The organism is Bacillus sp. V3-13 (assembly GCF_002860165.1).
Lineage (GTDB): Bacteria > Bacillota > Bacilli > Bacillales > Cytobacillaceae > Bacillus_BJ.
Genome location: NZ_PGUZ01000009.1, coordinates 19,594 through 45,980 on the forward strand (window position 1 = coordinate 19,594; position 26,387 = coordinate 45,980).

Below are 26,387 nucleotides of genomic sequence, written 5' to 3' on the forward strand. Positions count from 1 at the left end.
GTGTTTGGGCGAGCTCTGGGCCATGGCGGGATAAATGCCTTATGTTAGGCTGAAAGCTAAAAAACAGACTTGCTGCTGTCCATAAATGGGCAAAAAAATCAAGCAATGGTTTAACCCTTAGGTTTAAAAAGCAGGGCGCCGATAAAGCCAAAAACAACAGCGGCTGATATTCCCGAACTTGTTATTTCAAACATCCCGGTCAATACACCGACAAGGCCGTGCTGCTGAGCCTCCTGCAAGGCTCCATCAACCAGGGAATTCCCGAAGCTCGTGATCGGTATTGATGCTCCAGCCCCGGCAAAGTCCAACAGCGGTTCATATAATCCAAACCCGCCCAATATGGCTCCAATCACAACAAATAAGCTTAATGTATGGGCAGGTGTCAATCTGGCAACATCAAATAACAGCTGGCCGACTACACAAATCAGTCCGCCCACGACAAACGCCCAAAAAAACATCACTAGCATTGTTTTATCCTCCTTCATCCGTTCATTTCGATGGAAACGGCATGGGCTATGCATGGAATCGTTTCCTTTTGTTGGTACGAGAGCGGTGAAAGCAAAGCTCCTGTTGCAATAGCAAGAATTCTTTTGTACCGTCCCTGCTTCATTTGCTTCAGCAGATGCCCATATAGTACTATTGCCGAGCAGCCGGCACCGCTTGCCCCTGACTGGACTGGCTGATCTTCCTTGTAAATCATCAAACCGCAATCCTGAAACAGGTTGGTATCGATTTTCAAGCCATCTTTCTTCAATAGTTCCAGAGTCGTTTCCCGGCCGATTTTACCAAGATCACCGGTTACGATTAAATCATAATGTGACGGATCGAGCTGCAAATCTTTAAAATGGGCCGTAATCGTATCTGCAGCCGCAGGTGCCATCGCACCTCCCATATTAAATGGATCAGAAAGCCCCATATCAATTACCTTGCCGATCGTCGCGGTTGTCGTTACAGGAAGCGGTTCTTTTGAATCGTTGTTCTCCTTAACCAGGGCGACTCCTGCTCCGGTCACCGTCCATTGGGCGGTTGGCGGCTTTTGGCTCCCATATTCAGTCGGATAGCGAAACTGTTTTTCCACTGCTGCATTATGGCTTGAAGCTCCGGTCAAAACATATTTTGCTCCTTGATAATTGACAATAAACGAGGCTAAAGCAAGCCCTTCCATCGATGTCGAGCAGGCACCAAACAGGCCGAAATAAGGAATCCTGGCTGTTCGTGCCGCAAAGCTTGATGGCGTAATCTGATTGACTAAATCACCCGTAAGTAAAAATTGAATGTCATCTGTTTTGACCTTGCCTTTTTGCATAGCCGTTTCGATTGCCTCTTCAAGAAGCAAACTGTGGGCTTTTTCATAAGAATCCTTACCCATCCATAGATCATCGTGAAGGATATCAAAATCATCTGCCAGGTTTCCATTGGCTTCAAACGGGCCGCCGGTCACCCCCGAAGCTGCAATGATCGGGCGATTTTTAAATACCCAGGACTGTTTACCCCTCAGCAATTACAAAACCCCCCACATTTTTAATAATGTTTTGATTAAGGCAACGACAAAGGCGGCAAAAACACCAAACAGCACAACAGATCCCGCCAGTTTAAACAGATTTCCCCCGACACCAAGAACATATCCTTCAGTTCGATGTTCAATTGCGGCTGAAATGACGGCATTGCCAAAGCCTGTTACAGGCACAGCACTGCCCGCCCCGCCATATTGGCCAATCCGGTCATAAACACCAAATCCCGTCAGAAGCATTGTAATAAATATCATTGTGGCGACAGTTGGGTTGCTTGCCGTTTGTTCGGTAAAATCAAAAAAATAAATATAGAAATAAGATATCGCTTGTCCAACTAAACAAATCAGGCCTCCGATGAAGAAGGCCCTCAGACAATTTTTCAAGAGTGGGCGCTTTGTTTCATGCTTTTGTTCAAGCTGCTGGTATTGCTTTTGCTGCGGGGTTTTTTTAGGCTTGTTCCCCATTGTGAATGGCTCCTTCCTATGTCTTTTCTTTCTGAAGGCTGATAATCGATTTCAACCTTTTTTCCGCCTGTTTATCCGAGAAATCCGGTTGTTTCATGTCTTCTTTCAACTGGACAGCTTCAAGGAAAATTTTATAATCGCTCGATACAGTAAAATTTTCCTTTGGAAAATCTTTTTCGAGCCGCTTAGTAATATTTTTTTCAATATCCTTCATCCTGAACCGTTCTAAATGCTTGACTTTATAAGCAACAAGAATATCCTTTTTCCCTTTTACAACTGCGACATCGTAAATTTCATCAAAAGCCATCACGTCCTCTTTCACTTTCTGGACAGTGCTTGTATCTTTTGGTTTATCGCCAATCGAAACTGGAGCAGGATTTGTCGCTTGCATAAGGGACATTTGATTGCCCTTTCCTTCATCTGCCTCCTTACAGCCTGCTAAAACAATGGCTAGCAGAAGGAGAAGCTGGCAAATAAAAAATGATGCTGACCATTTGCTTTTCATATTTTTCCCTTCCTATGTAAGAAATGTGTGTTCACGCTAATTTATTGTTTGCACTGTGGTTGATTTTATTACATAAAAAATTTTTTTATAAAAAATATAACCGGGATACATTTGAAAATGATTCGTAACGCATCCTTAAATTCTCTTTTCCATCGATTTTTTGATTGCTCAGTTTTTCATAAAATCCAAAAAAAAATACTGTCTCATCCATCGAGACAGCCTTTTTATTTTTTATTCGTGCTTTTTCTTTTTAAGCATCCACAATCATGCTTTAGTCTCTTAGGTTCCTGTTTTGCGCCAGTTATTCTTGGAGCTTGTTTCCTGATTCTTTTTTGCAAACTGTTAGCCTCCTTGTCTTGGATTCATAATATACTATGAAAGCTTGACAAGTTTGGTAACTGCTAACTGCCTAACGCTTTACTAATAAAAATTTCGATTACCGAACCTACAGCAGCCACTGCCAGAACAAATATGACAGGTACACCGATGACTGGGACAAGAAAGTAAACAACAGTTAACAATAAACTGGACCAAACACCCGTGCACCAAAAACAGCTGAGCAGTTCCCCGATCCAGCTTCTTATTCCGTTTCCCTTTGGGACCAAATATATTTCTTTATTCCCATCCGGATCTTCTTCTATTTGCTCTTCAAAAAAAGGAGCCCTAATGAATTCAGTTATTTTGTCAAAAACAATCAGCCTTGTTAAGCGAAACGAGGCAATCCCGATGATAACTATGAGCCAAAAATCAAGATTCAATCCTTTCACCAACCTATTTCTATAGTTCCGGAATAAGTACCCAGCACCAGCTATGATCTGCAGCGTGATAAAAGGACACCCGGTTTTAGCGGGAAACCAGGGTTTCCATTTTATTCAATTATTTTGATGTCAGTAATTTCGTTTATATAAAACTTTTTCTGATGTCTGCCAATTTTCACTTTCACAAAATTGCCTCTTTTACTGATAACCTGAAATCTGATAGGCTTCCCATCGATAATCGCCTCACATAGTGGTTTTACTATACTATTCCGGTAACGTGCCAAATGAGCGATCTTTTTTCTGATTTCCTGTCTTTTGACCGCCTCTATTTTATCAAGTGCAGTTGTGGGCGTGGATGTTCGCTCATCATTTTGCTGATATGGGACCGAAGCATCCTCGTACAGCATTTCCACCGCTCCATCTGTTTGAATATGATTGTCATTGCTTACCGCATCTTCACCCGTCGAGAGATCATCCAGATGTGCTAATAAATCAGCCTCTGTTTCAGCAGTCAATTTTTCACCAAGTATTTGCTTTAATTTTGATCTTACTTCGTCCTTTGAAGGCTTTTTTATCTGTTCTTTTTTTGGCATTGAGCCAGTTTTTTCAAATTCGAGTTCTTCCAGCCTCAGTTCCAGCCCATATTCTTCAAACTGGGGAATTGGCTGATGATTTTTCGAATGAAAAATATTTTGCATATGGCAGCTTGCCGGTTCAAGATCCAGTTCAACAATATATAATAAAGGTTTAAATGGTGGTTGCGGCTTTTCTTCCGCCAAAAGCCTCCCTCCCCAACAAAAAAAATTTCTCCATTTATTGTATGCAGCAAATATCGGTGTTGATAGTATCGGATCGAGCTTTCAGTTAGATTTGAGGAATTGTGAAGGCGATGAAGGATTGTAATGTGATACAAAAAAGCCCGCTTCACAAGAAGCGGACATTTTTTACAGACTGGGTCGAAGAAAGCCCACGGCTTCAGCCGTGGGTGGTGTCACTTACGCAATAATATGGTAACCTGAATCGACATGAATATTTTCCCCGGTAATTCCGCGCGACATGTTGCTGAATAAGAACACTGCGGTATCACCAACCTCTTCCTGGGTCGTCGTCCGTCTTAGCGGGGCTTTCTCCTCGATTTCTTTAAGAATGGAATTAAAATCACTGATTCCTTTTGCGGAAAGGGTCCTGATTGGTCCGGCAGAAATTGAATTTACACGAATTCCCAGCTTTCCTAAATCATTGGCCAAATACTTCACACTCGCATCAAGCGAAGCTTTGGCAACGCCCATAACATTATAGTTCTGCACAACTTTTTCTCCGCCCAGATACGTTAATGTGACAATGCTTCCGCCTTCTGTCATTACATCCTTTGCTTCTTTCGCCACTGCTGTTAACGAATAGGAGCTGATGTTGTGAGCAAGCAGGAAGCCCTCTCTTGTCGTGTTCATATACTCTCCCTGCAGCTCTTCCTTATTTGCAAAAGCAATACAGTGAGCGATTCCGTGAATCACCCCGGTTTTCTCCTTGATTTCCGCGAAGCACTTTCTTATTTCTTCGTCATTGGTGACATCGCATGGAATGATAAGTGAATTGGCACCTTCAAGTGTTTCTGCAAGTTCACGGACGCTTTTTTCCAATCTCTCTCCTGCATATGTAAAAACCAGGCTGGCTCCAGCTTCGTGAAGTGAGCGGACAATCCCCCAGGCGATACTTCTTTTATTGGCAACTCCCATAACAACATAAGTTTTTCCAGCCAATGATAAACCCATTATATAATCCTCCTATTAATACAAGTTATTAACACCTAGTGCTAATTCTAATACATTTTGAAAAAAATGAAAAGCAAACATTCCACTGTGACGGTATTGTTTAAATAACTTGACTCTTGCAAAAACTTTGTCGGTTTATGAATAGTTTTGAATGATTGCCTAAAATAAGAAGCACATCCCCAATTTTGTGGAAATGGAAGGTTACTACACACAACCAAAATTCATCTGTACTATCTGGGTCATCTACATCTTCGGGATCGGGATCCTTATCATTTTCTCCAATTTTTTTCCACTAATATTTCTTTCTGTTGAACCAGATAATACAATTCGTAAGTCATCAGTTAACAGAAAGAAGGGAATTGGATAATGACTGTAGGATCTCAAGTGAAGCAAACTTTAGCGGGATTGAAAAGTGCACAAGCGAACTTAGAAACATTTTCCTTAGGAACTGAAGATAAGCAAGCAAAACAGCTGTACCAAACTGCCGCCCAACAAACTCAATCGATTATTGACAGTATTGAGCCGCGTCTTCAGCAAATCGAGAAAGAAGAACCCCAATATAAACAGCAATAAATTTTAACCGGGTTGGCTTCTTGCCAACCCTTTACATTATTCATTTTTGCTTAAAAACCCTTATTTTTTTGAAAATTTTTTAAAACAGATGGAAGGATAAAACAAGATGACTGTCTACTCCAACGTTAAACAATGTTTAGCTTCGATCAATGGGATAAAAGCACAATTATCAAGTTTCGCATTAAATTCGCAGGATGAAAAGGCGCAGCAAACGTTTCATCAAGCGATGTTACTAGTGGAAGAAGTCGAAAAGGACCTACAAACACGGATAACGGAACTGGAATTCGAAGAACCGCAATATAAACCATCTTAATGTTCGAGGTGATGAAAATGCCAGAGTGGATCGATATCTTCATTCGTTCACTTTTATTTATGGCCGCCTTATTTTTTATGACAAAATTATTAGGAAAAAAACAGATTTCTCAACTGTCTTTTTTCGAATACGTATCAGGTATTACGATCGGAAGCATTGCTGCTGAAGTGATTATAAATCTGGATAAAAATATATGGAACGGGGTATTCGCGATTATTCTTTTTGGGGGCATCACCTATATAGTCGACGTTCTTTCTTTGAAAAGTAAAAAATTCCGGGATATAGTCGAAGGAAAAGCAACAGTACTGATAAAAGACGGGAAAATCATGGAAGACAGCTTAAAAAAAGAGCTTTATACACTAGATGATTTAAATTCTTTACTAAGGAAAAAAAATGTATTTAATGCCGCCGATGTAGAGTTTGCGGCCTTAGAACCAAACGGAGATCTAAGTGTTTTTTTGAAAAAAGAAAACCAGCCGTTAACTCCAAAAGATCTGCATATCAAAATTGCCAATGAAAAAGTGCCCCAGACGGTCATTATGGATGGACAAATTTTAGATAATTCACTTGCAGCAGCAAAACAGAACCGTCAATGGCTTAAAATTGAATTGGAAAAACTGGGGGTAACCCTTGACAATGTAGTCATGGCCCAAGTGGATTCTTATGGACAATTAACGGTGGACGTTTATGATGATAAAATGAATGTCCCGTCTCCACAGCAACGCCCGCTATTGATGGCGATGGTAAAAAAGTGCCAGGCTGACTTAGAGTCTTTCGCATTGGAGACGGATTCTGAAAAAGCTAAAAAAATGTATGAGAAAAATGCGAAAAAGCTAAAAGAAACGATTAATCTGCTTACCCCTTATTTAAAAAGTTAAAGGGAAGACGGCTTGTGTCCAGCAAATAAAGTAGGGCAACGGCAAGCTTTCGTTCTTTTCCAGTTTCCCGGGGAAATAGCTTTTCAAGTTAAGTAGCTCATAAATAAGGTAGCCATGCCAAAATAAATTAAAATACTGATAATATCATTAATCGTTGTAATAAATGGCCCTGAAGCTACCGCAGGATCGATCTTTAATCTGTGCATCAACAGCGGAACCAGCGTGCCGGCCATTGTTGCAACAAACAACGATGAAAGAATCGACATTCCTACCAAAATACCGAGAAAAATATCACTTTGCCAAATATAGACGACAAGTGCGGATACAATCCCGCATGTAGATCCGGTTATAATACCCGTTCCTGCTTCGCGTAAAACCAATTTTAATTTGCTCTCTTTTTCCAAATCTCCAGTTGCAATCCCCCTGACCGCAACCGCCAGCGCCTGCGTCCCTGTATTTCCGGCCATTCCGGCGATTAAAGGAATGAATACGGCGAGGATGGCAACCTGGTCCAGCGTATCCTCAAACCGCCCGATCAGGCTGGCGGTGAATGTCCCGAGGAACAGCAAAACAATCAGCCAGGGCAGCCGTTTCTTCGCTGCTGACAATGCACTGCGGTCGATCGAATCGAGGTCGGTTATCCCGGCCAGCTTGGAATAATCGTCCGATGCTTCTTCTTCCATAACATCAATGATGTCATCCACGGTAATAATCCCGAGTAAATGGCCCTGAAAATCAACAACCGGAAGAGCAAGCAAATTATAGTCCCGCATTTTTCTTGCGGCTTCTTCCTGGTCCTCCGCGACAGAAACCGATACAACCCGGTCTTGCATAATTTCTGCTAACATCGTGTCGTCAGCACTGATAATCAAATCTCTTAATGAAATAACCCCAACAAGGGTTTTTTGTTCATCAATCACATAAACATAATAAATTGTTTCAGCCTGTGGAGCTTCATTTCTTAAAATATGCATCGCCGACCGAACGGTTTGGTTCGCGGATATGGCAATAAACTCGGTCGTCATAATGCTTCCGGCTGTATATTCTTCATAATGGAGCAGCTCTTTTATTTCATCAGCTGCTTTATCATCCATAATCGTCAAATAGCTGGCAACCTGATCTTTATCCAGCTCATTCAAGACATCCACGGCATCATCGGCATACATATTGGAAAGCATATCCGCAGCATACGCAGGATTCATTTCGGCTAAAACGTCCTGGTATTCTTCTTCTTCAATTTCAAGATTTTCAAATAAGCCGGCCATCTCTTCCGGAGACAGATAATGATAAACGAGCTTTCGCGTTTCTTCGTCCAAGTCCCGGAAAAATGAGGCCTGGTCGTACGGATGCAGCTCTAAAAATTCGTCGCGGAACTTTTGCATATTTTCTTCTTTTAACGCATCAAGCAACAGCTCACTGTTTGTCTGATGAAGTGTCTTTTCCTGTTTTTGATCTGTCATACTCTTTCCTCCTCCCACTGCCAAACAAATCAGTTTTTCCTTTACTTCTGTTATAACAGGAAAATAATCTTGTTGGACGTTCGCTACTATTTTTCCTTAATATTTATTTAAGGTTAACAAAAAATGCTTATGATTGGCACTTCTTTTAAACATACTAATGATATTTTCTCTTGTATGGCTAAAAGAGGCAAATCTATCGCAGAAAAATAAAGGAGTTTTAAAACATGAAGCTCGATATAATTGGTGATATCCATGGCTGCTACAACGAATTTTTTGAGCTGACAACGAAGCTCGGATACGAATGGGGTGATGGATATCCGGTGCATAAGCTGGGAAGAAAGCTGGCATTTGTCGGAGATTTGACGGATCGGGGCCCTGATTCTATTCAAACGGCCGATGTTGTTTGGCAGCTGGCTGTTCGTGAAAAAACTGCCTTTTATGTTCCCGGTAATCATTGCAACAAGCTGTACCGCTATTTGTTGGGGAACAATGTTCAAATATCCCATGGCCTCGAAACAACGGTCGCAGAAATAAAAGCATTATCAAAAGACAAGCAGCAGCAATTCCGGACAAGGTTTATCGAGCTGTACGAACAGGCCCCGCTTTATCACGTACTGGACAATGGCAGACTTGTTATCGTTCATGCCGGGATCCGCGAGGATTTCATCGGCAAACAAGGTCCAAAAGTAAAAACCTTTGCTTTGTACGGGGATATTACTGGAGATAAACACCCGGACGGTTCACCGGTACGCAGGGACTGGGCCAAAAAATACCATGGCAAGGCTATTATCGTATATGGGCACACCCCAGTTAAAGAGGTCCGGAAAATCAATAATACCTTTAACATTGACACAGGCGCTGTTTTTGGAGGAAAACTATCCGCACTTCGATATCCCGAGCTGGAAATCGTTTCTGTTCCATCAACAATGCCTTATGTGGAAGAAAAATTCAGGGAAGTAACATAATTTTTGCATATCTGATTTCCCGGGAGTCCGTTAACTTAAAAACACCACTCCGTGAGCTTTAAAGGAGTGGTTCCTAACCGAACGTATTGATTACGTGTTTCATGTCTTCAGGGAGAGCAGCACAAAAATTCAGCTCCTGCCCAAGAATAGGATGCCAAAGCACAAGGCTGCTGCAATGAAGCGACTGACGTGTGATATATTGTCGGCTTCCTCCGTACAAATCATCCCCTAACAAAGGGTGTCCAAGATGAGAAAGGTGAACCCTGATTTGGTGGGTCCGCCCCGTTTCCAGCTTAAGCTCAACATGTGTAAACCGATCGAACCTGGCAAGAACTTTAAAATGAGTGCAAGCATACTGCCCGGCAGGATTGACTTCCCTTTCAATAATGCTATCGGCTTTTCTTGCGATTGGCTCAACAATCTTCCCGCCATCCTCAGCAATATACCCTTCACAAAGCGCCTGATAAACCCTGTTAACCTGTCCGGATCTTTGCTGCTGGCTGAGGAGATGGTGGACATGCCTGTGCTTTGCAATCAGGACGATTCCTGAAGTATCGCGGTCCAGGCGTGTAACAATATGGGCGGTTGCATCGATGTCCTTTTCCTGATAATAGCCAATCAGTGCGTTGGCCAGGCTTCCGGATGGATGCTCCCGTGACGGGATCGTGCTCATTCCCGCCGGCTTATCAACGACCAACACATATGGATCTTCATAGATGATCGATAAAGGGATTTTTTCTCCCTTCACTCCTTCGCTTCTCTCTTCTTTCGGGAAAATCACTTCGAGGCAATCACCTTCATTCAGAATATGGCGGACCGTCACATCGTCGCCGTTAACCCTGATGTTTCCGCCCTTGAATTTGATGTCGGTTAAAGCTGTTTTTGAAATATGTTTTTCCCGCAAAAATTCGCGAATTAATTTATTGGCATCGCCACTTGCAATTTCCCATTTAAGCTTAAATCGTCCAGGCATCTATTTACCCTCTAATCCTTATCGGTGACAAATGAATCACGGACCCGTTTCCAAAATGGAAACGGCCTGAAACGGGCAAAGCGGATTTTCTCATCGGCAACCCTGAATTGAATTGACTTCACGTCTTTGTGCAGCAATTGAAGATGGTCAATCGTGATTTGATAATCGGCGTCATTTACCGGTTTCAGCATGCAAGTATGATGTGACGGCAAAATGAGCGGTGAACCGATTGTCCTGAACACACGATTGTTGATCGATGCCATTTCCGCCACCTGGATCGCTGATATGGACGGATGGAGGATCGCTCCGCCCAGTGCTTTGTTGTAGGCCGTGCTTCCCGACGGTGTCGAAATGCATAAGCCGTCGCCGCGAAAACGTTCGAAGTGCTGGCCTCTTATTTCGACATCCATGACAAGTGTTTGTTCCGCACCTTTAACTGTCGATTCATTGAGAGCGAGATAACGGGTTTCTTTGCCGCCATGTTGATAACGAATAATCACTTCAAGAAGCGGGTACTCAATAATCTGGTAAGGTGTTTTCGCAATGGCAATCACAAGCTTTTCAATCTCTTCCGGAACCCAATCCGCATAAAAGCCGAGATGTCCTGTATGGACGCCAACAAAAGCCGTTTTATCGAGGCGGCTGCTGTAGCGGTGAAAAGCATATAACAAAGTCCCGTCGCCGCCGACAGAAATGACGATATCCGGCTGTTCTTCATCATAGACCAGTTCAAAATCCAGCAAATACGATCTCATTTTATGCATGAGCGTATTTGACCTTGAATCCCCTTTGGATGTAATCGCAAACTTCATGACTGGATGCTCCTCTTTGATAGGAATAAGCGGGTGTTAGCTTGTTCCACAGTTTAAAATGCCGGCAGTTAATTACTTTTCCCCTTCCTGCAGCTCTTTTTTTCTTGAAAAGAAGGCCTGGGCATCCTGAATTTCCCCGCGGATTTGGGACATTTCTTCATCGAGCCGAAAAGCGGCTTCCGCTGCCCTCTGCAGCCTCATGTTTATATCCTCGGGAAATTGGCCCCGATATTTATAGTTTAAGGAATGTTCCACCGTTGCCCAAAAGTTCATGGCGAGTGTCCGAATTTGAATTTCGGCCAGGATCTTCTTTTCCCCGGTTATTGTTTGAACGGGATACGAAATGACAACATGGTAGGACCGGTAGCCGCTCGATTTTTCATGTGAAATATAATCCCGTTCTTCAACAATTTCGAAATCGTTGCGGTTTCGGAGCAGCTCTACCACCTTCATTATATCGTCGACAAACTGACACATCATCCTGAGGCCTGCAATATCCTGCATTTCTTGCTCCAGCCTGTCTAACGGGATTCCCTTTTGATTTGCCTTATCCAAAATACTCGCAATCGGTTTAACACGGCCTGTGACAAATTCAATCGGAGAATAGGTCGTATCGAGTTCAAACTGGGCCCTCATTCCCTTCAGCTTCACTTTCAACTCTTCAACCGCTTGTTTATAAGGCGCCAGAAATTGATCCCAGTGCTTCATGAATACTCACCTCATCCGGTTTTCTCTGTTTGGATGTTGGAACATTGAAACAGCCTAAAAGGCATTATCGACTTTTTCGACCATTTCCTCTCCATAATTGCTGTTTCCTTTAATATTTTCAATCAGGTACGATAATTCATCATGGAACTGTTCAAGCAGCAGCCTCTCGCCCCCGCCGGCTGCATATACAGGATATTCCGCATCAAGCGCTTTTTTTATTTCCGGCCAGATGCTTTCCGGAAGCTCGATATATGTATAGTCATCATTCATTTCTGTTAAATAAATAAACGCGAATTGATCCGAGTCAACAAGCATTTGACCAACCGCTGTCAGTTCCGATAATGGAGCCGGAAAATCCCCCTCAAGAATTAATTCATTTTCGCTAATAAATGCTTTTTCGATTTTGATCCTTTTTTTCACGATTAAGATACCTCCAAACTCTCTCCTATTTTACCACATTGCCTTCGTATCTCCTAAAAATTGCTGTGGCGTGATAAAAACGTGATAATATGGACAATAACAGGCAGCTGATCCAAACCTGCAAAACCCGGCTCTTTCCGGTGATTTTCCGGGGTACCGAAAATGAAAGGACGAATCGTTTATGTCACAGCATCTTGAAATTGAATGTAAAAATCTTTTAACGGAAGATGAATTCAACCGGTTGAAGGGATACTTTAAAATAGCCGATTCGGCATTCAGAAAACAAGTTAACTACTATTTTGATACACGCGATTTTTTATTAAAAGAGAAAGGGACGGCTTTACGAATCCGTGAAATAGGAGATCATTTTGAATTAACTTTAAAGCAACCCGGCGGGGAAGGGCTGCTCGAAACGAACCAGCCGTTAACCGCCAGGGAAGCTGCGGCAATGATAACGACTGCGGCAATTCCAGAAGGGCAGGTCAAAGAAATCCTTAAGGCGATTCCAGTACCGGTTGATCTCCTTGAAAATTTCGGCGCACTCACCACCTTCAGAGCTGAAATTGATTTCCGCGGCGGTTTGCTCGTATTCGATCACAGTTACTATTTAAATATTGATGATTATGAAGTAGAATATGAAGTAGAGGAAAAAAACAGCGGTGAGAAGATCTTTATCGAACTTCTGTCTGCTCATGATATTCCAGTCAGGGCAACGAAGAATAAAGTCAAAAGATTTTACGATCAAAAATACATACAGCAAAACTCTTAATTCTGCAAATATTAAAAGGAGTTTTTTATGAATATAGACAAATTAAAAATTATGCTTGAACTTCAGGCGCTGCAAAACTTTAATCAACCGGCAGCAAACTCTTCCAACAGCACAATGTTTCAGGACTTGCTGGCAGAATTTCTTTCCGGCCAGGAAACGGTAAATCTTGACCTTCCGGAGAACGAAAGCAGTGAAACAATTAAGCAAATGGCACCGGTCACTATGCCTGCTCTGCCGCCTGTCCATTTGACAAAGCTCCCACACAACCCGTCTGATTATGATGATATCATTAACACAGCGGCTGAGCGCTATGGGCTTCCGGCCAAGTTGATTCAGGCTGTCATTAAACAGGAGTCGAATTTTAATCCGAATGCTGTCAGCCATGCCGGAGCTTCAGGATTGATGCAGCTTATGCCGGCAACTGCCCGCGCTCTTGATGTAAAAAACGTTTTTGATCCGTATGATAATATTATGGGCGGCAGCAAATATCTGCGGAACATGTATGACAAATATAACGGCAATATCGAGCTGACACTTGCGGCTTATAATGCCGGTCCTGGAAATGTGGATAAATATTCGGGAATTCCCCCATTTAAAGAAACACAAAACTATGTGAAAAAGGTGACACAATCGTTTTTCGCATAAATGTAAAATAGTTCCAAACGCCTGTTGCTGGCAACAGGCGTTTTTTTTGTGTAAATTAGTTAAGAAAGCAAAAACTGCCGGGTGTTGTTGTCATCGCAAGGCTTCTCGGTTGAATCGCCAAAAAGGCGCTGTTAAAATAAAGAAAATTAACTAACATTAAAACCTATTCAAAAGGAGTTATAACAATGGTCGAGAAAATGCCGACACCATTCGATGCCATCGGCGAAGAAACGCTGCACCAGCTGGTGGATGCTTTTTATCGCCGCGTTGGACAGCATCCTGATCTCACTCCTATCTTCCCGAATGATCTTTCTGAAACTGCGAGAAAGCAAAAACAGTTTTTAACGCAATATTTGGGAGGCCCGCCCCTTTATACGTCCGAACATGGTCATCCAATGCTGCGGGCGCGCCACACTCCATTTGAAATTACGCCTGCCAGAGCAAAAGCATGGCTTTCCTGCATGAATGACGCAATGGATGAGACAGGTCTGGAAGGCCCATTAAGAAAAGATTTTTATGCAAGGCTTGTCTTAACTGCCCAGCATATGATAAATACGCCAGATGAGATAGAAATAAAGGGTGGGTCCTGAGTGAAATCACAAAAAAAATCGTTCTTATCGTCCCGCTGCCATACTATTGATAAGAAGCCGATCGAGATATATATGTTTGTCGACCCGCTATGCCCCGAATGCTGGGCATTGGAACCAATTATTAAAAAGCTGCAAATTGAATACGGGCGTTATTTTTCAATTAAGCATATTTTAAGCGGACGCCTTGCAACACTTAATCTTGGCAGAAGAAAAAACTATGAGAATATTGCAGAATTGTGGGAGAAAACAGCCAGCAGGTCAGGAATGTCGTGTGACGGCAATGTATGGCTCGAAAATCCGATTTCCTCTCCTTATCTTGCGTCGATGGCAATTAAAGCGGCCGAGCTGCAAGGAAGAAAGTCGGGTATCCGGTTCTTGAGAAAGCTGCAGGAAGTGCTTTTTTTAGAAAAACAAAACGTCTCTAATTTTGACGTTCTAAAACATTGTGCAAGAAGCGTCGGACTTGATGTTGAAGAGTTTATAACCGATATCCATTCTGAAAGTGCTTCAAAAGCTTTTCAATGCGACTTAAAAATAACTGCCGAAATGGATATTCAGGAAATCCCTGCTCTTGTCTTTTTCAATGAACAAGTAGAAGAAGAAGGCATTAAAATTACCGGTTCTTATCCTTATGAGGTTTATGTACAAATTTTAGAGGAAATGCTCCAGGAAAAACCGGAACGCAACAGCCCTCCCCCTCTGGAGGATTTCTTGCAGCATTACAGGCTTGTCGCTTCAAAGGAAATTGCAGTTGTCTATAATTTATCGATAAGCGAAGTCGAGCGGGAAATGAAAAAACTTTTATTAAAACAGCGGGTAGAACAAATCCCCGTTAAACACGGTTTGTTTTGGAGATACAATGATTAACAGAAAAAAGCTCTGCCTCCACATGGGGCAGAGCTTTTTCTTTACGAACAAAGGGGATGGGAGAAATTTTTCACGGTCAAACAAAGGGGTATATGTTTGTTTGTGATCAACTTCACATCTGTAATATATCATGAATTTCGACGGAGTGGCAATGAGTTTGTGTGCTATTTCACAATATTGTCAAAAACAAGTGATGTAACCATGGACAACTGCATATTTATTAAGGGAAGATCCGTTTTCTAATATAAATCCCCGGTATTCACTGTTTTATATAGATGTTGCAAACCATGTCCAATGAGGAGGAACTCGATGTTGCAAAATATAATTATAGTGATTATGCTGCTGTTTATCTTCGTCGCTTTTGGCCTTCATTTTCTCGGCTTGATGAAGTTAATTCCTGTTTTCATTAGCGGTCCGCTCTTATTTATTTCATTGCTTATTTTTTTCTTATACTTAAACGAACGGAATAAATTCAAAGGGTTTTAGTATTCGAAAATAAGAAAAACCGGGCAAAAACCGCCCGGTCCTTTTTTGTTTAGCGAATATCGATATTTTGTATTCGATCCCTTGGCTTCTATGCAAGTGCAGAAGAATTTAATTCTTAATGATCATCGCAAAAGACGAAATCTTTATAGCGGAAGAACGTGACTGGATCAGCCTGTTCAAGGCCAGGTTCCTGAGGATTAAAAATGCTTCCGCCAACGACTGAGATTTCAAGAAGACCGGATATCGGTTGACAACTATTTTGGCAAACCTTGAAATCTCCCTTAGCCGTAACACGATAAACGGCATTTGTTTCGTCTTTTCCAGTCCCGATTGCACCAGGAATATTCCTTTCAATTCTCGTACAAGTATGAGGTTTCAAAACATGCGCGCCTAAATTAATTTCCCTTTCAGGGATGTTTGCGAATACACGAATTTGATTGTTACTGCTGCTTTGAACCTCCGGCTGCAGACACACACCAAGTGTAACAAATGCTTTTAATTTCATATCAGTGGGATTTTTAAGAATAATGATCAGTCTGTCATTGTCCCGGCCTACTTGTATTTCAGAATCAGCCTCTAAAGGTAAATGAAACGGACCGGTCGTTATCGTTACAAAATCATTGTCAGGTTCACAATACTCGTACATCTCTTTTTTTCCCATTTTATAGACTCCTTTGCATTTAGTAATCTTTTTTAAAAAACATTTCTTCTTTTACCCTCATTTGGTTTACGAGGAGGATTTATGATACCGCTTGAGAGCTCGAAACCCTTCTTCAGATATTTCTTGTCCATATATTAAATGCATATCAGTCATAAAATGAACGGGCGAATACAGTAGTTTATTGAACCATTTTCGTTTTATGGACACCGTAAAAATTCAGCGGATAAGAGCCGTTCCCCACTTTTGATAGAATGAATAACCTGAATAAGATTTAAATCCACTGTTTAGCGGCTTTTTGGGAACCGGCAAGGAAAATTGGATGAAGGGGGAAACACATGAGAATCGGAGTAAATCTCTTGAATCTTTCACAGGACAGATTTAATCGAAAAAGGCAAAGAACGGGCAAAAGCATTCTCTTGGGAAAAGAGCGCCCAGGAAACGTTAAATGTATTTCGCAGCGTTTTGCCGGATTAAACCTCAGGAGAGTATAATGATGAAAAAAATACTTGTCCTTAATCATTTTCCAACCGTTTATCCCCCAACAAGCGGAGGCACCTTAAGATATTTCCATATTTATAATGAACTTAGCCGGTATTATGATATTACTCTCTTATCCCAAACTCACGGACATAAAGGGGGACTTTTTCAATTTTCTTCTACATTCAGGGAATATAAAGTAGAGAAAGACCCCCTGCACCAACAGATTATGCAAGCTCTGCAAATTGGCGCAGCCACTTATGAATTTGCATTGGTCATAAATGTTGAACTCTCAAATCACCTCACGTTATACAAAAAATACTTTGATGACTTATATAGAACAAGCGATATGATTATTCATGAATCTCCTTATATGCTTGGATATGATCAGTATTCAGGTTTGGATGATAAACCGAGAATTTATAACAGTCATAATCACGAATACGCGTTGGCGAATCAAATTTGGAAAAATCAAAAGGCAAGAAAATATCTTCCGTCCATCTATGAATTGGAGAAGAAATTAACGGAAGCTGCTGATTTAGTATTTGCGACATCTGAAATAGAAAAAGATAGCTTTATAGCCATGTATAACGTGGATCCTCAAAAAGTAAAGGTAGCGCCAAATGGAATTCACCCAGAGGAATGGCTTCAAAATAAAAAGAAATCGAACATAAATCCAAAAGCTTTTTTCATTGGAGCGGAATATCCTCCCAACATCGAAGCGGTTGGTTATATCATTGATCATCTCGCTGATAAATGTCCGGGTATAGAATTTATGATTGCAGGTGGATGCTGTAACCCTTTTTCAAAGCTAAAAAAATCGAACGTTCATTTATTAGGCCGGGTTCATCATAAACACAAATTAAAACTTTTCGCCGATGCCGATATAGCGATCAATCCCATGTTTACCGGAGCAGGCGTTAATGTGAAAACTCTTGAATTTTTATCGGCCGGAATTCCTTTGTTCTCTACTCATTGTGGTGCCAGAGGGTTAAATCTTATCGATGAAAAACACTACATCCATGCTGAAAAAGAAGATTTCGCAGATAAGCTCAATCAGTTTTGCCATGATAAAAAATATTTACAAGAAATTTCTTCAAGTGGACAAAAATACATTAATGACAATTATTCATGGGGCATTATAGCTAAAAATATACAGAAGGAATTAGAGGAAATCATACCTTTTTAATTTAAGAAATCCATCTGTCCATCCCACCCTCAATAATAGTTAAGCATACTCTTTAATCCAGGATGAACGGCTTATAGTCGTCCGTCTTGCATACGATAGAAGATTTTTTCAAAAGGATTCCATTATTGGTATCCCAGGTATGATGACCCGTTTTCGATGTTCTCAAGCAAACAAAATTTTTTTTATCGGCGGAATAAACTTTAAATTTGTTTTTAATACACTCTCTTATAAAGAAGGTATCTTCACCTAAATTTAATTTTGGAAACAATACTTTTTTAGTAATCTCTTTTTTAAATAGCAGTGTAGCTCCCTTTAATCCTTGTTTTACGAATTTATTTTCTTTACCCGGCTTGTGAATAGCAAGTATTTTCTCATCTTCAAAGTACATGTAGATTGTTCTTTTGCCTACTAGATCTGCATTCGTTTTGTTCATAGCTTCCATCGATTTGGCAAGATAATTGGGTGAATAGTAATCATCATCATCAAATTTTGCAATAAAATCATACCTCGCTTTTTCGATTCCAAAATTTAGGCATTCGCCCAAAGTCGACTCTTCCGGTAATTGATAAACGGATACGTCTTGTGAAAACTTTGCTCTTTTTTCCCACTTACCTATATATATATCATCCCGGTTTAGAATAATAATGAGCTCTTTTTCCTTCCAAACTTGATTTTCGTAGTTTTGAAACACATTTTCCATAAAGTGCTGTCTCATCGTACAACATATGATTGAGACCATTACTATTCCTCCTTATTTACACCCTCTAATTGCTTCTTCCCGTGAAAAGGTCAGCCGAAGGATATCCTTCTCTTCAATTCTGGCCCCCAGCTGTACCTCAATAAATCCAGCTTGGCATTTATTCATATACACAGTTTATTTTCGATTTTGTTTATCCGTTCCTGCAGCAACCTTTTTCCTTTTCTGCCCCGCCTACCGGCAAAACAAGAAAAAAAAACCGAATTTGAAGAGAATATCGTTCAAATCCGGCTTTTTGTGTCCATAAGTTTTACGATAATAATTGTTCCATTTCGGTAAGCTTTTCTTTAAAAACTTTACATGCTTCTTCAATCGGCTTTGAGCTGGTCATGTCAACTCCGGCCTTCTTCAGCACTTCAATCGGGTAGTCCGAGCTGCCCGCTTTCAGGAAGTGAATGTAGCGGTCGACAGCCGGCTGGCCTTGCTCAAGAATTTGCTTGCTTAAAGCGGTTGCCGCACTGAAGCCTGTCGCATATTGATACACGTAATAATTATAGTAAAAGTGAGGGATCCGCGACCATTCAAGGCCGATTTCCTCATCAATTTCAATGTCTTCACGTCCAAAATACTTTTGGTTTAATTCGTAGTAGTCTTTTGTTAACACGTCTGCTGTTAAGGCTTCATTATTTTGTGCTTTTTGATGAATGAGATGCTCATACTCAGCAAACATTGTCTGGCGGAAAACCGTTCCTCTAAAGCCCTCCAGATAATGGTTCAATAAGTACAGGCGCTTTTGCTCATCGTCAATTGTTTTCAAAAGATAGTCATTTAATAGCGCTTCATTGCACGTTGATGCGACCTCTGCAACAAAGATTGAATAGCCGCCATAAGGATATGGTTGATTTTTGCGCGTATAATAGCTGTGCACGGAATGGCCGAACTCATGGGCAAGTGTAAATAAATTGTTGACGTTATCCTGCCAGTTCATTAAAATATAAGGATTTGTTCCGTACGCTCCGGATGAATAGGCTCCGCTCCGCTTTCCTTTATTTTCGTGAACATCAACCCAGCGATTTTCAAAGCCTTCTTTCAAGACGCGCAAATAATCTTCTCCAAGCGGCGCCAGCCCTTTTAATATTAACTCCTTCGCTTCTTCATAGCTGATTTCCATTTTGACGTCCTTCACGAGCGGAGTATACAGGTCATACATATGAAGCTTATCGAGACCAAGTACTTTTTTGCGCAGTTTGATATAGCGATGCAAAAGGTGAAGATTGTCATTGATCGTATTGACTAAATTTTCATAGACGCTCTCGGGAATATTGTTGGCTGCCAGCGCTGCATGGCGGGCAGATTGATAATTCCGGATTCGTGCATTAAAATTATCCTTCTTCACCGTGCCGCCGAGCGTACTCGAAAAAGTATTGCGGTACTGCCCATATGTGTGATATACAGCTTTAAACGCATCCTCGCGAACCCGGCGGTCCCCGCTTTCCAAAAACCTGATATATCGCCCATGGGTAACTTCCACTTCTTCGCCATTCTCATCTTTAATGCTCGGAAATTCCAGGTCAGCATTATTAAGCATGCCAAAGGTCGTACTCGAAACGTTCATAATCTCGGAAGCTTCAGCCAATAAGGCTTCCTGCTCGGCCGAGAGCACATGAGGCCTTTGCAGGTTAATTTCCTCCAATGCATGTTCATAAAGCTTGAGTTCCGGCTTTGCGTCCAAAAACTTTTTCAGCCATTCCTCATCAATTGTCAATATTTCCGGAACGATATAGGCAAGTGCGCTGGCAGCCTGGGAATACAAATTCTTAATTCGGTCATCAAGTGCCTGATAGTGCGAATTGGTTGTATCCTGATCATAGCGCATATGGGCATATGTATACAATTTCCCGAGGCGTTCCATTAATTGATCCTGGCCTGAAAGCGCTTCGAAAAGATGCTCCGCACTCTCACCAAGCGTTCCCTGGTATTTCTTCATCTCTGGAATAAGTTCTTTCACTTGTTGATATTCTTTCTCCCACTCTTCATCCGTTGGAAAAATATCTTCGAGTCTCCATGTATCCTCCACAGCAATTTCATCTCTGGACGGCAGTTTTTTTACCGCTGTTTCATTTGTCATATTCATCATCCTCCATCTATGGAATTCTGACCGTTGCACCAGCATTGTTCAACGTATAAATGTCGCTTGTTCCTTGAGCTTGATCATAAGCTGTATGCTCATAAATTCTCCTTGTGCAGGCCAATCTCCTTCCTTTAAATTATAAAGTACCATACCCTGCATGAAATGCACAAAAACTAAAGCTGGCATAAACATTTCCACTGTCTGATTTGGTTTGAAAAATGCAAATCCCTATTTATTGTATGTTCGCGGAGCCTTTTTCATTATCCATAAATTCCTCGTAATGACAGGCCCGAAATTCAGATACATCGAATCATCCGCTGTTGATTTTTGAATCTGCGTGGCGGGACTGTCAACTTGTTTTAATACCTTTAAGTTGTTTTCATGCTTCCAGGCAAGATAACCGGTATCAACAAGAAGCTTTACATACCCTTCAATAGCTAATAACCAATTCCCTTTTGCCAGGGGCAGGGTTCTCATTTTAATTTGATTCTTTTTTAAGCGCTGTGCCATAGACCGGTAAAATTGCCCGATGGATAGAACGTCGCCGTTTCTGCATTTTTGCAGAACATCCAGGTATAAATAGGTTTGCCAAATAAGCGGGGAGGTCTCAATATACAAATTATTTGCAGTTGGGAGCCCAATAATAGATGGAAGCAGGGAGATGTTTAAGGAATGGCGGTAAATTTCTTTTAAAAAAGAAAGGTTAGTGGATTTAGCGCGGCCGAGGAATGCAAGCTTATAACGATCCAGCTCTTGTCTCCACTTCTGCAGGGAGAAAGAAGGCGTTCTCTCCGCTGCGAGCAGCTGTTGCACATCGGCTTTAATCGGGGATGAAACGCTGAATTGAACGAATGAATGGCGCGGCGAAATTGAAACGGGATGATGGATGGTGATGAATTGATTTGTAGCGGGGCAATAGCAAGGCAAGTTCCATTGTTCGAGGCGGTTTCTGAAAAATAAAAAATGAAACTGGGATAACGAAGCTATATCGGCTGTCTTCCGTTGGATTTGCTTTCCCCCGAGAATCCATAATGGGACCCGGTTGGAGCGGATATAAGCGTTTGTCCTTTCCATAAATTCTTTCGGGCTGATTGGTGAACACTGATATTCAAGCGCGAACCTTTTACCTTTATAATTGTACGAGATGTCAGCCCGCTGGTTAATTTCAGGAATATAGTGTTCCAGCACCGGTTGCAAATTCTGTCGTTTAAGCCACGAATACAGGTTCAGCTTTCCTTCCATATGGTACAGCGATTCTGCTTCAGAGCCAGCAGCAGTACATATGCCGTCATGATAATGGGAAAAGTGATAAACCTTTTTCGTACCGATTTTTAAAATCAATTTCTCATGGCATTGTGGACAATAGAATTCCTCCCTCTTGCGTAAATCTTCCAGGAACTCACGCGGATAATGATCGCCGAGGGAAAAATATTCTCCTGTTTTCGTTTTCGCAGTAAGCATATACTCCTCCTTTCTCCTTCTTAATTCGAGCAAGGAGGATCATTTCCTGCCTTAAAGCAAAAATTCCGCTCTAATCTTGATGAAGATTTCATTAAAAAGGCACAAAAAAACCGACTTCAAATTTGAAATCGGTATATATTAAGAAAAGTATTTGCGCAAGGTAACAAAAACATCTTCCCCGATAATGAGCTTTCCGTATTCCTCAATACGGTGAATGGTCATTTGTGTCTCACTGCCGTATTCAAGAAGAATGCTGAGCAAATTATCAATTTCTTCTTCTTCCAGATCCTCTTCCGGAAATTCCGTATATAGATAATATTTGCCTTCAAATGAATATAGCCTGGCAAGTAAAGAATCAATTCCGGGGCGATGTGACAGCGCAATGACATCCTCAAAATCGCCGAACGACAGAAGGAAATCGAGGCTTTCATCTTCCAATGCCTCATCTTCTATATCCCCTCGAGGGTTAAAATGTTGATCAAGCATTTCTTCAATCCGCTCATCAACGGGAAGATCCTTTATTTTTTCATCCGGTACAGGCAATTCAAACTTTTGGCCGTCCTTGGAAAGCTGGGCTTTGGTAACAAGAACCTCCAGACCTTTATCGAGCGCTTGAACTTGAATCCAGAGAGGCCCTTCAGCGGCAAACTCTTCCTCTTGATGAACTTCATCCATCATTTCCCAGAATAGCTCTTCGCTTCTTTCCCGGTTGTACCAGATCTCTTCCCGGTCGAAACCTCTTTCCTCTATGTCAACATAGGAAATATAAAACTTTACCGTATTCTCATTAATACGTTCTATTTCCATTAGGAAACCTCTCCCTTCTTGCAAGTAATGAAGGGACTAAATACCCCCATACAGAAGCTTATGCTACCCTTTTACCCTTAATTAAACGCAATAACCGTATTTTAGTATCAGGCGGACATCTGTTTTGTACCTTGTACTTTTATTTTATGATAAAACATAAAATAAGGGAAATAAAATCTTATTGTTCATAAAAAACCATTACTTGCCTATTTATTTTATGACGTTTTATCTTCTTAAACGATTACTTCCTTAAAAAAGGATTGATTTATTTTAACAGATCTCATCTTTTAGTACAAATTATCTAAATCGTTTGCTTATATCATGCCCCAATATAAAAAACCTCTTCTCCGTAATAAATGGAAGAAGAGGCGGTGATCGTTAATTTACAAGGCGTTGCGCTTCACGAAGCTGGTAAGTTCGAACTTTTCTGGGAAGGAAACGGCGAATTTCGTCCTCGTTATAGCCTACTTGTAATCTTTTCTCGTCAATAATAATTGGACGGCGAAGCAAGCCGGGATTATCTTTAATTAATTCAAATAAATCTTGTAACGGCATTGTTTCGAGATTAACGTTTAACTTTTGGAAAGTTTTTGAACGAGTGGAAATGATTTCGTCAGTTCCATCTTCTGTCATTCGCAAAATTTCTTTAATTTCATCAATTGATAATGGCTCTGAGAATATATTTCTTTCTCTATATGGAATTTCATGTTCTTCAAGCCATGATTTAGCTTTTCTGCATGATGTGCAACTTGGTGAAGTGTATAAAGTAACCATCAGCATCCACACTCCCTTAACAATATATAATAACGCCATGTAAAGCATTCTTTAATGGAGGTATTTTCTAAAATTAAAATTACTTTAAATAAGTAATTTATATTATGTATTATACACTAATTAAGATTAGTTTGGTACCCTTTTTCAAAGAAAAAATGACTCTTTCTCCGCTAAATTTTATTCCAATCCTCCATTAACCTAATAGATAAGACGAATGAACATCTGAAAAGTTTCATTTTTTTTACGTTTATTTATAAAATCTCTTCACCCCCGGTCGCTGTTTTTAAAAAATCAAAGGAACTCCCCATTCTTATATTCAAATTATGCTAAAAATTATCGTCAATTTTTAATTCTGTTTGTTCATTTACCCTTAAACAAAATACTTAAACCTAAAAATAAAAATTATTTTTTCATTCTCAATTATTCTCCCTGGAATGAAAATGAACAGATCTTCATAGCACATAAATTCATTTGGTTAAATATTTTCCAAAAGGTTTTTTCTGTTGTTTTTTTCGCCAATTGTTAATACTTCGTCAACAGGCTGGTACGATTCTCCATAAAACTGCGTGTCTTTGTAGGTATGAATCATTTCATACGTTTCCTTCATCGCCTCATAAACGGTTTCCTCCGCTTCCTGATTAGGAGCCCAGTAGAGAATTTCCATTTCGTTTATTTCATTTGTAGCGAGTGAACGGCGGCTGTACCCGATCGAACGGGCATGTTTGAAGCCTTCCCGCTTATAAAAACGGAGCCTCTTTTCAGTGTCTGTATCCTCATAATTGATCGGCTCCACTTCAAGAATGATCGGCTTTCCTTTCCTCTTCAGTTTCTCGAGCAATTTACGTCCGATCCCTTCGCCTCTTGCTTCCTTTGAGACAAACAAATAATCAATAAATACGAAGCGCTCGAGTTCAGCATACATTAAAACATGATGCGGCCCTTCGTCTTTATGATAAATATTTGCCTGTTCTTTCAGCAGCGTTTCCATATGCTCTTGTGATTTCATTTCCTCAACGGGAAAATACTGATTCAGTTTTTCATACCAATGCATCGAGATGCTCCTTTCAAGATTGCTGTGTGCATAAAATTAGTCATCTTAAACCGAAGTATTTGTAGATTTTCCCCTTTCAATACCGCTTCACTTCTTTTACAATAAAAGCAGTGGGGATCATTTCATCTTTTTCGCAGTATGTGAAAAAGAAAAGATGGAGGGGTATGATGATGGGTGCTTACATAATGGATTTAACAATCGTCGCATTGCTGATCGTTGCCATTACGGCGTTAATGGGCGTGCTGGTAAACGGGATTGGCGAAAAAGTGTTTGGCGGCAAGCACAGAACGGAATTTGCCGATCAATCCGCCAAAATGCAAACCGGCTGGAAATCAGTGGGCGGCAAGAAAAAATAGCTTTTTGTACAGCAATTTGGTGAAGGAAACGCTCAAGGGGCCCATCAACAGGCTTGAGCGTTTTTCTTATGGCGTATAATCGACATCACCAGTATAATTATTGCCGGAATTCCAAAGCAGAAATTCCTTTACACCATTGTCGTTCAGCGCGCGAATTTGTGCTTCGATCTCGGCCTTACCATAAACCTTATAATTCCCTGCGCCGAGCCACGTTGCCGTGAAATCCTGCAGCCATGGCCGCGACAGTGGTGGTTCCTTCAATTCTGCCAGCTTGGCCTTCTCTACTTGTGTATAGGCAGCTACAATGTTGTACGGCTCGAGATCCGGTTTGTTCACGCCAAAATAAGAGGTCCAATGGCTCGGGTAAATCATCGAAGAAATGACATCAACGTGTTCGGAAATTCTTGAAAAATTTTGGCCGATCCCCGGTGCTTCAGGCAGTGTCGCTGTATAACCGAAAATATCAACAGATACATCAACCCCGTAAGGTTCAAGCTTTTCCTTTGCATACTTGACAAAATCGGTAACGGCACTGACCCGGCTTTGAATATTGTCACTGCCCGATGTTCCATATTCTCCTTTCGAATAGTTCAACGATGTATCGCGGGTTTCAAAACCTTCAGGGAAGCGGACGTAATCAAACTGAATTTCCTGAAAGCCCATTTTTGCCGCCTCAATTGCAATTCCGACATTATAGTCCCACACCTCTTTTAAGTACGGATTAACAAACGATTCATTCCTGCCATTTTTCCAAATTGCATTTCCTTCTTTGAAAGACCATTCCGGCTTTGCCGCAGCCAAAACAGAGTCCTTGAACACAACCACTCTGGCAATCGGGTATATCTGTTTCTCTTCCAAAATTTTTAACATTGCGGCAGGATCCTTTATATAGGGTTTGCCAATACTATGGTAGATTGAACTCTCTTCAGGCATATATGTAAGGTTTCCCCGATCGTCTTTCATATCAATGACCATTGCGTTTAGTTCGGTATCATCCAGCAGCTTTGTTAACTGATTAAATTTTTCGCCTCCGGCCGAATGTCCTGTCACATAAACTCCTTTAACTGTATCAGGGTATGTAAATTTGTATCCTGAATCAAACTTAAATCTCGCCAGCGTCTCCGGGAGTTTCCTTACAAATGATAAATGTTCGCGCCTCGGCTGATTCGTAAGTGATGCAGGATCGTCTTTGATGACAGCGGCCTTGCTGGAACCGGCAAGCAAGAGAGATACAGCTGCAATTTTCAATAACCTCATTCATAAACCCCTCTTTCAAACTGGCCATCTATTATTATTTTAAACTCAAATTCTCCATTT

General features: G+C 41.1%; 31 protein-coding genes. 11 read left to right on the top strand and 20 right to left on the bottom strand.

Going from position 1 to position 26,387, the window contains the following annotated elements; translation table 11 throughout:
- Positions 1–110 precede the first annotated feature (110 nt).
- The 7 genes from spoVAE to fabI form a co-directional block, all read right to left on the bottom strand.
- On the bottom strand, positions 111–467 hold the full coding sequence (spoVAE, locus tag CU633_RS03100) for a stage V sporulation protein AE (protein ID WP_101658269.1): 357 nt from the start codon (positions 465–467) through the stop codon (positions 111–113).
- 14 nt (positions 468–481) lie between these two features.
- Positions 482–1,501 (bottom strand): stage V sporulation protein AD, encoded by a 1,020-nt coding sequence (gene spoVAD, locus CU633_RS03105; RefSeq protein WP_101658270.1) that lies wholly within the window; start codon positions 1,499–1,501, stop codon positions 482–484.
- Positions 1,502–1,975, bottom strand: a complete 474-nt coding sequence (spoVAC, locus tag CU633_RS03110; RefSeq protein ID WP_101658271.1) for a stage V sporulation protein AC — start codon at positions 1,973–1,975, stop codon at positions 1,502–1,504. It abuts the gene before it with no gap.
- A 16-nt stretch (positions 1,976–1,991) separates the two neighbouring features.
- On the bottom strand, positions 1,992–2,480 hold the full coding sequence (locus CU633_RS03115; protein ID WP_180954838.1) for a YhcN/YlaJ family sporulation lipoprotein: 489 nt from the start codon (positions 2,478–2,480) through the stop codon (positions 1,992–1,994).
- Between the two features lie 401 nt (positions 2,481–2,881).
- Positions 2,882–3,238: a DUF1360 domain-containing protein gene (locus CU633_RS03120; protein WP_101658272.1), complete on the bottom strand. Its 357-nt coding sequence runs from the start codon at positions 3,236–3,238 to the stop codon at positions 2,882–2,884.
- Between the two features lie 110 nt (positions 3,239–3,348).
- The gene (locus CU633_RS03125; RefSeq protein ID WP_101658273.1) at positions 3,349–4,017 is read right to left on the bottom strand and encodes a hypothetical protein; all 669 of its coding nucleotides are present in this window, start codon (positions 4,015–4,017) and stop codon (positions 3,349–3,351) included.
- 216 nt (positions 4,018–4,233) lie between these two features.
- A complete protein-coding gene (gene fabI / locus CU633_RS03130; protein ID WP_101658274.1) occupies positions 4,234–5,007 on the bottom strand; it encodes an enoyl-ACP reductase FabI in 774 nt (257 codons plus the stop codon).
- A 366-nt stretch (positions 5,008–5,373) separates the two neighbouring features.
- Here fabI and CU633_RS03135 point away from each other — a divergent pair, with 366 nt between their 5' ends.
- From CU633_RS03135 to CU633_RS03145, 3 genes are all read left to right on the top strand, one after another.
- The gene (locus CU633_RS03135; protein ID WP_101658275.1) at positions 5,374–5,580 is read left to right on the top strand and encodes a DUF1657 domain-containing protein; all 207 of its coding nucleotides are present in this window, start codon (positions 5,374–5,376) and stop codon (positions 5,578–5,580) included.
- Between the two features lie 106 nt (positions 5,581–5,686).
- Positions 5,687–5,893, top strand: a complete 207-nt coding sequence (locus CU633_RS03140; protein WP_101658276.1) for a DUF1657 domain-containing protein — start codon at positions 5,687–5,689, stop codon at positions 5,891–5,893.
- A 17-nt stretch (positions 5,894–5,910) separates the two neighbouring features.
- Positions 5,911–6,771 (top strand): DUF421 domain-containing protein, encoded by an 861-nt coding sequence (locus tag CU633_RS03145; protein ID WP_101658277.1) that lies wholly within the window; start codon positions 5,911–5,913, stop codon positions 6,769–6,771.
- An 83-nt stretch (positions 6,772–6,854) separates the two neighbouring features.
- On the opposite strand, the gene mgtE is transcribed toward CU633_RS03145, so the two are convergent.
- Positions 6,855–8,231 carry a magnesium transporter gene (gene mgtE, locus CU633_RS03150; protein ID WP_101658278.1) on the bottom strand — a complete coding sequence of 459 codons (1,377 nt, stop codon included), beginning with the start codon at positions 8,229–8,231 and terminating at the stop codon, positions 6,855–6,857.
- 224 nt (positions 8,232–8,455) lie between these two features.
- Here mgtE and prpE point away from each other — a divergent pair, with 224 nt between their 5' ends.
- Positions 8,456–9,196: a bis(5'-nucleosyl)-tetraphosphatase PrpE gene (gene prpE / locus CU633_RS03155; protein ID WP_101658279.1), complete on the top strand. Its 741-nt coding sequence runs from the start codon at positions 8,456–8,458 to the stop codon at positions 9,194–9,196.
- Positions 9,197–9,269: 73 nt separating this feature from the next.
- On the opposite strand, the gene CU633_RS03160 is transcribed toward prpE, so the two are convergent.
- The 4 genes from CU633_RS03160 to CU633_RS03175 all read right to left on the bottom strand — a co-directional run bounded on the left by CU633_RS03160 (position 9,270) and on the right by CU633_RS03175 (position 12,109).
- Positions 9,270–10,169, bottom strand: coding sequence for an RluA family pseudouridine synthase (locus CU633_RS03160; RefSeq protein ID WP_101658280.1), 900 nt, complete (start codon positions 10,167–10,169; stop codon positions 9,270–9,272).
- A gap of 11 nt (positions 10,170–10,180) precedes the next feature.
- Positions 10,181–10,981 carry an NAD kinase gene (locus CU633_RS03165; protein WP_101658281.1) on the bottom strand — a complete coding sequence of 267 codons (801 nt, stop codon included), beginning with the start codon at positions 10,979–10,981 and terminating at the stop codon, positions 10,181–10,183.
- Between the two features lie 72 nt (positions 10,982–11,053).
- The gene (locus CU633_RS03170) at positions 11,054–11,689 is read right to left on the bottom strand and encodes a GTP pyrophosphokinase (protein ID WP_101658282.1); all 636 of its coding nucleotides are present in this window, start codon (positions 11,687–11,689) and stop codon (positions 11,054–11,056) included.
- Between the two features lie 54 nt (positions 11,690–11,743).
- The gene (locus CU633_RS03175; protein ID WP_101658283.1) at positions 11,744–12,109 is read right to left on the bottom strand and encodes a hypothetical protein; all 366 of its coding nucleotides are present in this window, start codon (positions 12,107–12,109) and stop codon (positions 11,744–11,746) included.
- A 181-nt stretch (positions 12,110–12,290) separates the two neighbouring features.
- On the opposite strand from CU633_RS03175, the gene CU633_RS03180 reads away from it, so the two are divergent.
- The 5 genes from CU633_RS03180 to CU633_RS22685 all read left to right on the top strand — a co-directional run bounded on the left by CU633_RS03180 (position 12,291) and on the right by CU633_RS22685 (position 15,466).
- On the top strand, positions 12,291–12,878 hold the full coding sequence (locus CU633_RS03180) for a CYTH domain-containing protein (RefSeq protein WP_101658284.1): 588 nt from the start codon (positions 12,291–12,293) through the stop codon (positions 12,876–12,878).
- A 27-nt stretch (positions 12,879–12,905) separates the two neighbouring features.
- Positions 12,906–13,523, top strand: a complete 618-nt coding sequence (locus CU633_RS03185; RefSeq protein ID WP_101658285.1) for a lytic transglycosylase domain-containing protein — start codon at positions 12,906–12,908, stop codon at positions 13,521–13,523.
- 185 nt (positions 13,524–13,708) lie between these two features.
- Positions 13,709–14,113 (top strand): globin domain-containing protein, encoded by a 405-nt coding sequence (locus tag CU633_RS03190; RefSeq protein WP_101658286.1) that lies wholly within the window; start codon positions 13,709–13,711, stop codon positions 14,111–14,113.
- Complete coding sequence (locus CU633_RS03195; RefSeq protein ID WP_257958441.1) at positions 14,114–14,980, top strand: ClpXP adapter SpxH family protein; 867 nt, start codon at positions 14,114–14,116, stop codon at positions 14,978–14,980. It abuts the gene before it with no gap.
- A 309-nt stretch (positions 14,981–15,289) separates the two neighbouring features.
- On the top strand, positions 15,290–15,466 hold the full coding sequence (locus CU633_RS22685) for a hypothetical protein (protein ID WP_180954844.1): 177 nt from the start codon (positions 15,290–15,292) through the stop codon (positions 15,464–15,466).
- A 115-nt stretch (positions 15,467–15,581) separates the two neighbouring features.
- Here the strand turns inward: CU633_RS22685 and CU633_RS03200 are convergent, their stop codons facing one another.
- Positions 15,582–16,127 (bottom strand): hypothetical protein, encoded by a 546-nt coding sequence (locus CU633_RS03200; RefSeq protein WP_101658287.1) that lies wholly within the window; start codon positions 16,125–16,127, stop codon positions 15,582–15,584.
- Positions 16,128–16,620: 493 nt separating this feature from the next.
- Between CU633_RS03200 and CU633_RS03205 the strand changes: the two genes are divergently transcribed.
- Entirely contained in the window at positions 16,621–17,793 is a 1,173-nt protein-coding gene (locus CU633_RS03205) for a glycosyltransferase family 4 protein (RefSeq protein WP_180954839.1), read from the top strand.
- A gap of 52 nt (positions 17,794–17,845) precedes the next feature.
- On the opposite strand, the gene CU633_RS03210 is transcribed toward CU633_RS03205, so the two are convergent.
- The 6 genes from CU633_RS03210 to CU633_RS03235 all read right to left on the bottom strand — a co-directional run bounded on the left by CU633_RS03210 (position 17,846) and on the right by CU633_RS03235 (position 24,714).
- Positions 17,846–18,532, bottom strand: a complete 687-nt coding sequence (locus CU633_RS03210; protein WP_101658289.1) for a glycosyltransferase family 2 protein — start codon at positions 18,530–18,532, stop codon at positions 17,846–17,848.
- Between the two features lie 268 nt (positions 18,533–18,800).
- On the bottom strand, positions 18,801–20,618 hold the full coding sequence (pepF, locus tag CU633_RS03215) for an oligoendopeptidase F (protein ID WP_101658290.1): 1,818 nt from the start codon (positions 20,616–20,618) through the stop codon (positions 18,801–18,803).
- Positions 20,619–20,849: 231 nt separating this feature from the next.
- Positions 20,850–22,082 carry a competence protein CoiA gene (locus CU633_RS03220; protein ID WP_101658291.1) on the bottom strand — a complete coding sequence of 411 codons (1,233 nt, stop codon included), beginning with the start codon at positions 22,080–22,082 and terminating at the stop codon, positions 20,850–20,852.
- Between the two features lie 138 nt (positions 22,083–22,220).
- On the bottom strand, positions 22,221–22,889 hold the full coding sequence (mecA, locus tag CU633_RS03225) for an adaptor protein MecA (protein WP_101658292.1): 669 nt from the start codon (positions 22,887–22,889) through the stop codon (positions 22,221–22,223).
- Between the two features lie 378 nt (positions 22,890–23,267).
- On the bottom strand, positions 23,268–23,663 hold the full coding sequence (spxA, locus tag CU633_RS03230; protein WP_101658378.1) for a transcriptional regulator SpxA: 396 nt from the start codon (positions 23,661–23,663) through the stop codon (positions 23,268–23,270).
- Positions 23,664–24,138: 475 nt separating this feature from the next.
- A complete protein-coding gene (locus CU633_RS03235) occupies positions 24,139–24,714 on the bottom strand; it encodes a GNAT family N-acetyltransferase (RefSeq protein ID WP_101658293.1) in 576 nt (191 codons plus the stop codon).
- A 170-nt stretch (positions 24,715–24,884) separates the two neighbouring features.
- On the opposite strand from CU633_RS03235, the gene CU633_RS03240 reads away from it, so the two are divergent.
- Positions 24,885–25,070 (top strand): hypothetical protein, encoded by a 186-nt coding sequence (locus CU633_RS03240; RefSeq protein WP_101658379.1) that lies wholly within the window; start codon positions 24,885–24,887, stop codon positions 25,068–25,070.
- A gap of 66 nt (positions 25,071–25,136) precedes the next feature.
- On the opposite strand, the gene CU633_RS03245 is transcribed toward CU633_RS03240, so the two are convergent.
- The gene (locus CU633_RS03245) at positions 25,137–26,327 is read right to left on the bottom strand and encodes a putative glycoside hydrolase (RefSeq protein ID WP_101658294.1); all 1,191 of its coding nucleotides are present in this window, start codon (positions 26,325–26,327) and stop codon (positions 25,137–25,139) included.
- Between the last annotated feature and the right edge of the window lie 60 nt (positions 26,328–26,387).

Coding starts and splice junctions, on each gene's coding strand:
- prpE (WP_101658279.1), top strand. CDS start 8,456: ATGAAGCTCGATATAATTGGTGATATCCATGGCTGCTACAACGAATTT.
- CU633_RS03135 (WP_101658275.1), top strand. CDS start 5,374: ATGACTGTAGGATCTCAAGTGAAGCAAACTTTAGCGGGATTGAAAAGT.
- CU633_RS03190 (WP_101658286.1), top strand. CDS start 13,709: ATGGTCGAGAAAATGCCGACACCATTCGATGCCATCGGCGAAGAAACG.
- fabI (WP_101658274.1), bottom strand. CDS start 5,007: ATGGGTTTATCATTGGCTGGAAAAACTTATGTTGTTATGGGAGTTGCC.
- CU633_RS03240 (WP_101658379.1), top strand. CDS start 24,885: ATGGGTGCTTACATAATGGATTTAACAATCGTCGCATTGCTGATCGTT.
- CU633_RS03210 (WP_101658289.1), bottom strand. CDS start 18,532: ATGGTCTCAATCATATGTTGTACGATGAGACAGCACTTTATGGAAAAT.
- spoVAC (WP_101658271.1), bottom strand. CDS start 1,975: ATGGGGAACAAGCCTAAAAAAACCCCGCAGCAAAAGCAATACCAGCAG.
- spoVAE (WP_101658269.1), bottom strand. CDS start 467: ATGCTAGTGATGTTTTTTTGGGCGTTTGTCGTGGGCGGACTGATTTGT.
- spxA (WP_101658378.1), bottom strand. CDS start 23,663: ATGGTTACTTTATACACTTCACCAAGTTGCACATCATGCAGAAAAGCT.
- CU633_RS03165 (WP_101658281.1), bottom strand. CDS start 10,981: ATGAAGTTTGCGATTACATCCAAAGGGGATTCAAGGTCAAATACGCTC.
- CU633_RS03170 (WP_101658282.1), bottom strand. CDS start 11,689: ATGAAGCACTGGGATCAATTTCTGGCGCCTTATAAACAAGCGGTTGAA.
- CU633_RS03115 (WP_180954838.1), bottom strand. CDS start 2,480: ATGAAAAGCAAATGGTCAGCATCATTTTTTATTTGCCAGCTTCTCCTT.
- CU633_RS22685 (WP_180954844.1), top strand. CDS start 15,290: ATGTTGCAAAATATAATTATAGTGATTATGCTGCTGTTTATCTTCGTC.
- CU633_RS03200 (WP_101658287.1), bottom strand. CDS start 16,127: ATGGGAAAAAAAGAGATGTACGAGTATTGTGAACCTGACAATGATTTT.
- CU633_RS03245 (WP_101658294.1), bottom strand. CDS start 26,327: ATGAGGTTATTGAAAATTGCAGCTGTATCTCTCTTGCTTGCCGGTTCC.
- CU633_RS03205 (WP_180954839.1), top strand. CDS start 16,621: ATGAAAAAAATACTTGTCCTTAATCATTTTCCAACCGTTTATCCCCCA.
- CU633_RS03160 (WP_101658280.1), bottom strand. CDS start 10,169: ATGCCTGGACGATTTAAGCTTAAATGGGAAATTGCAAGTGGCGATGCC.
- pepF (WP_101658290.1), bottom strand. CDS start 20,618: ATGACAAATGAAACAGCGGTAAAAAAACTGCCGTCCAGAGATGAAATT.
- CU633_RS03145 (WP_101658277.1), top strand. CDS start 5,911: ATGCCAGAGTGGATCGATATCTTCATTCGTTCACTTTTATTTATGGCC.
- CU633_RS03235 (WP_101658293.1), bottom strand. CDS start 24,714: ATGCATTGGTATGAAAAACTGAATCAGTATTTTCCCGTTGAGGAAATG.
- mgtE (WP_101658278.1), bottom strand. CDS start 8,231: ATGACAGATCAAAAACAGGAAAAGACACTTCATCAGACAAACAGTGAG.
- CU633_RS03180 (WP_101658284.1), top strand. CDS start 12,291: ATGTCACAGCATCTTGAAATTGAATGTAAAAATCTTTTAACGGAAGAT.
- CU633_RS03220 (WP_101658291.1), bottom strand. CDS start 22,082: ATGCTTACTGCGAAAACGAAAACAGGAGAATATTTTTCCCTCGGCGAT.
- CU633_RS03185 (WP_101658285.1), top strand. CDS start 12,906: ATGAATATAGACAAATTAAAAATTATGCTTGAACTTCAGGCGCTGCAA.
- mecA (WP_101658292.1), bottom strand. CDS start 22,889: ATGGAAATAGAACGTATTAATGAGAATACGGTAAAGTTTTATATTTCC.
- CU633_RS03140 (WP_101658276.1), top strand. CDS start 5,687: ATGACTGTCTACTCCAACGTTAAACAATGTTTAGCTTCGATCAATGGG.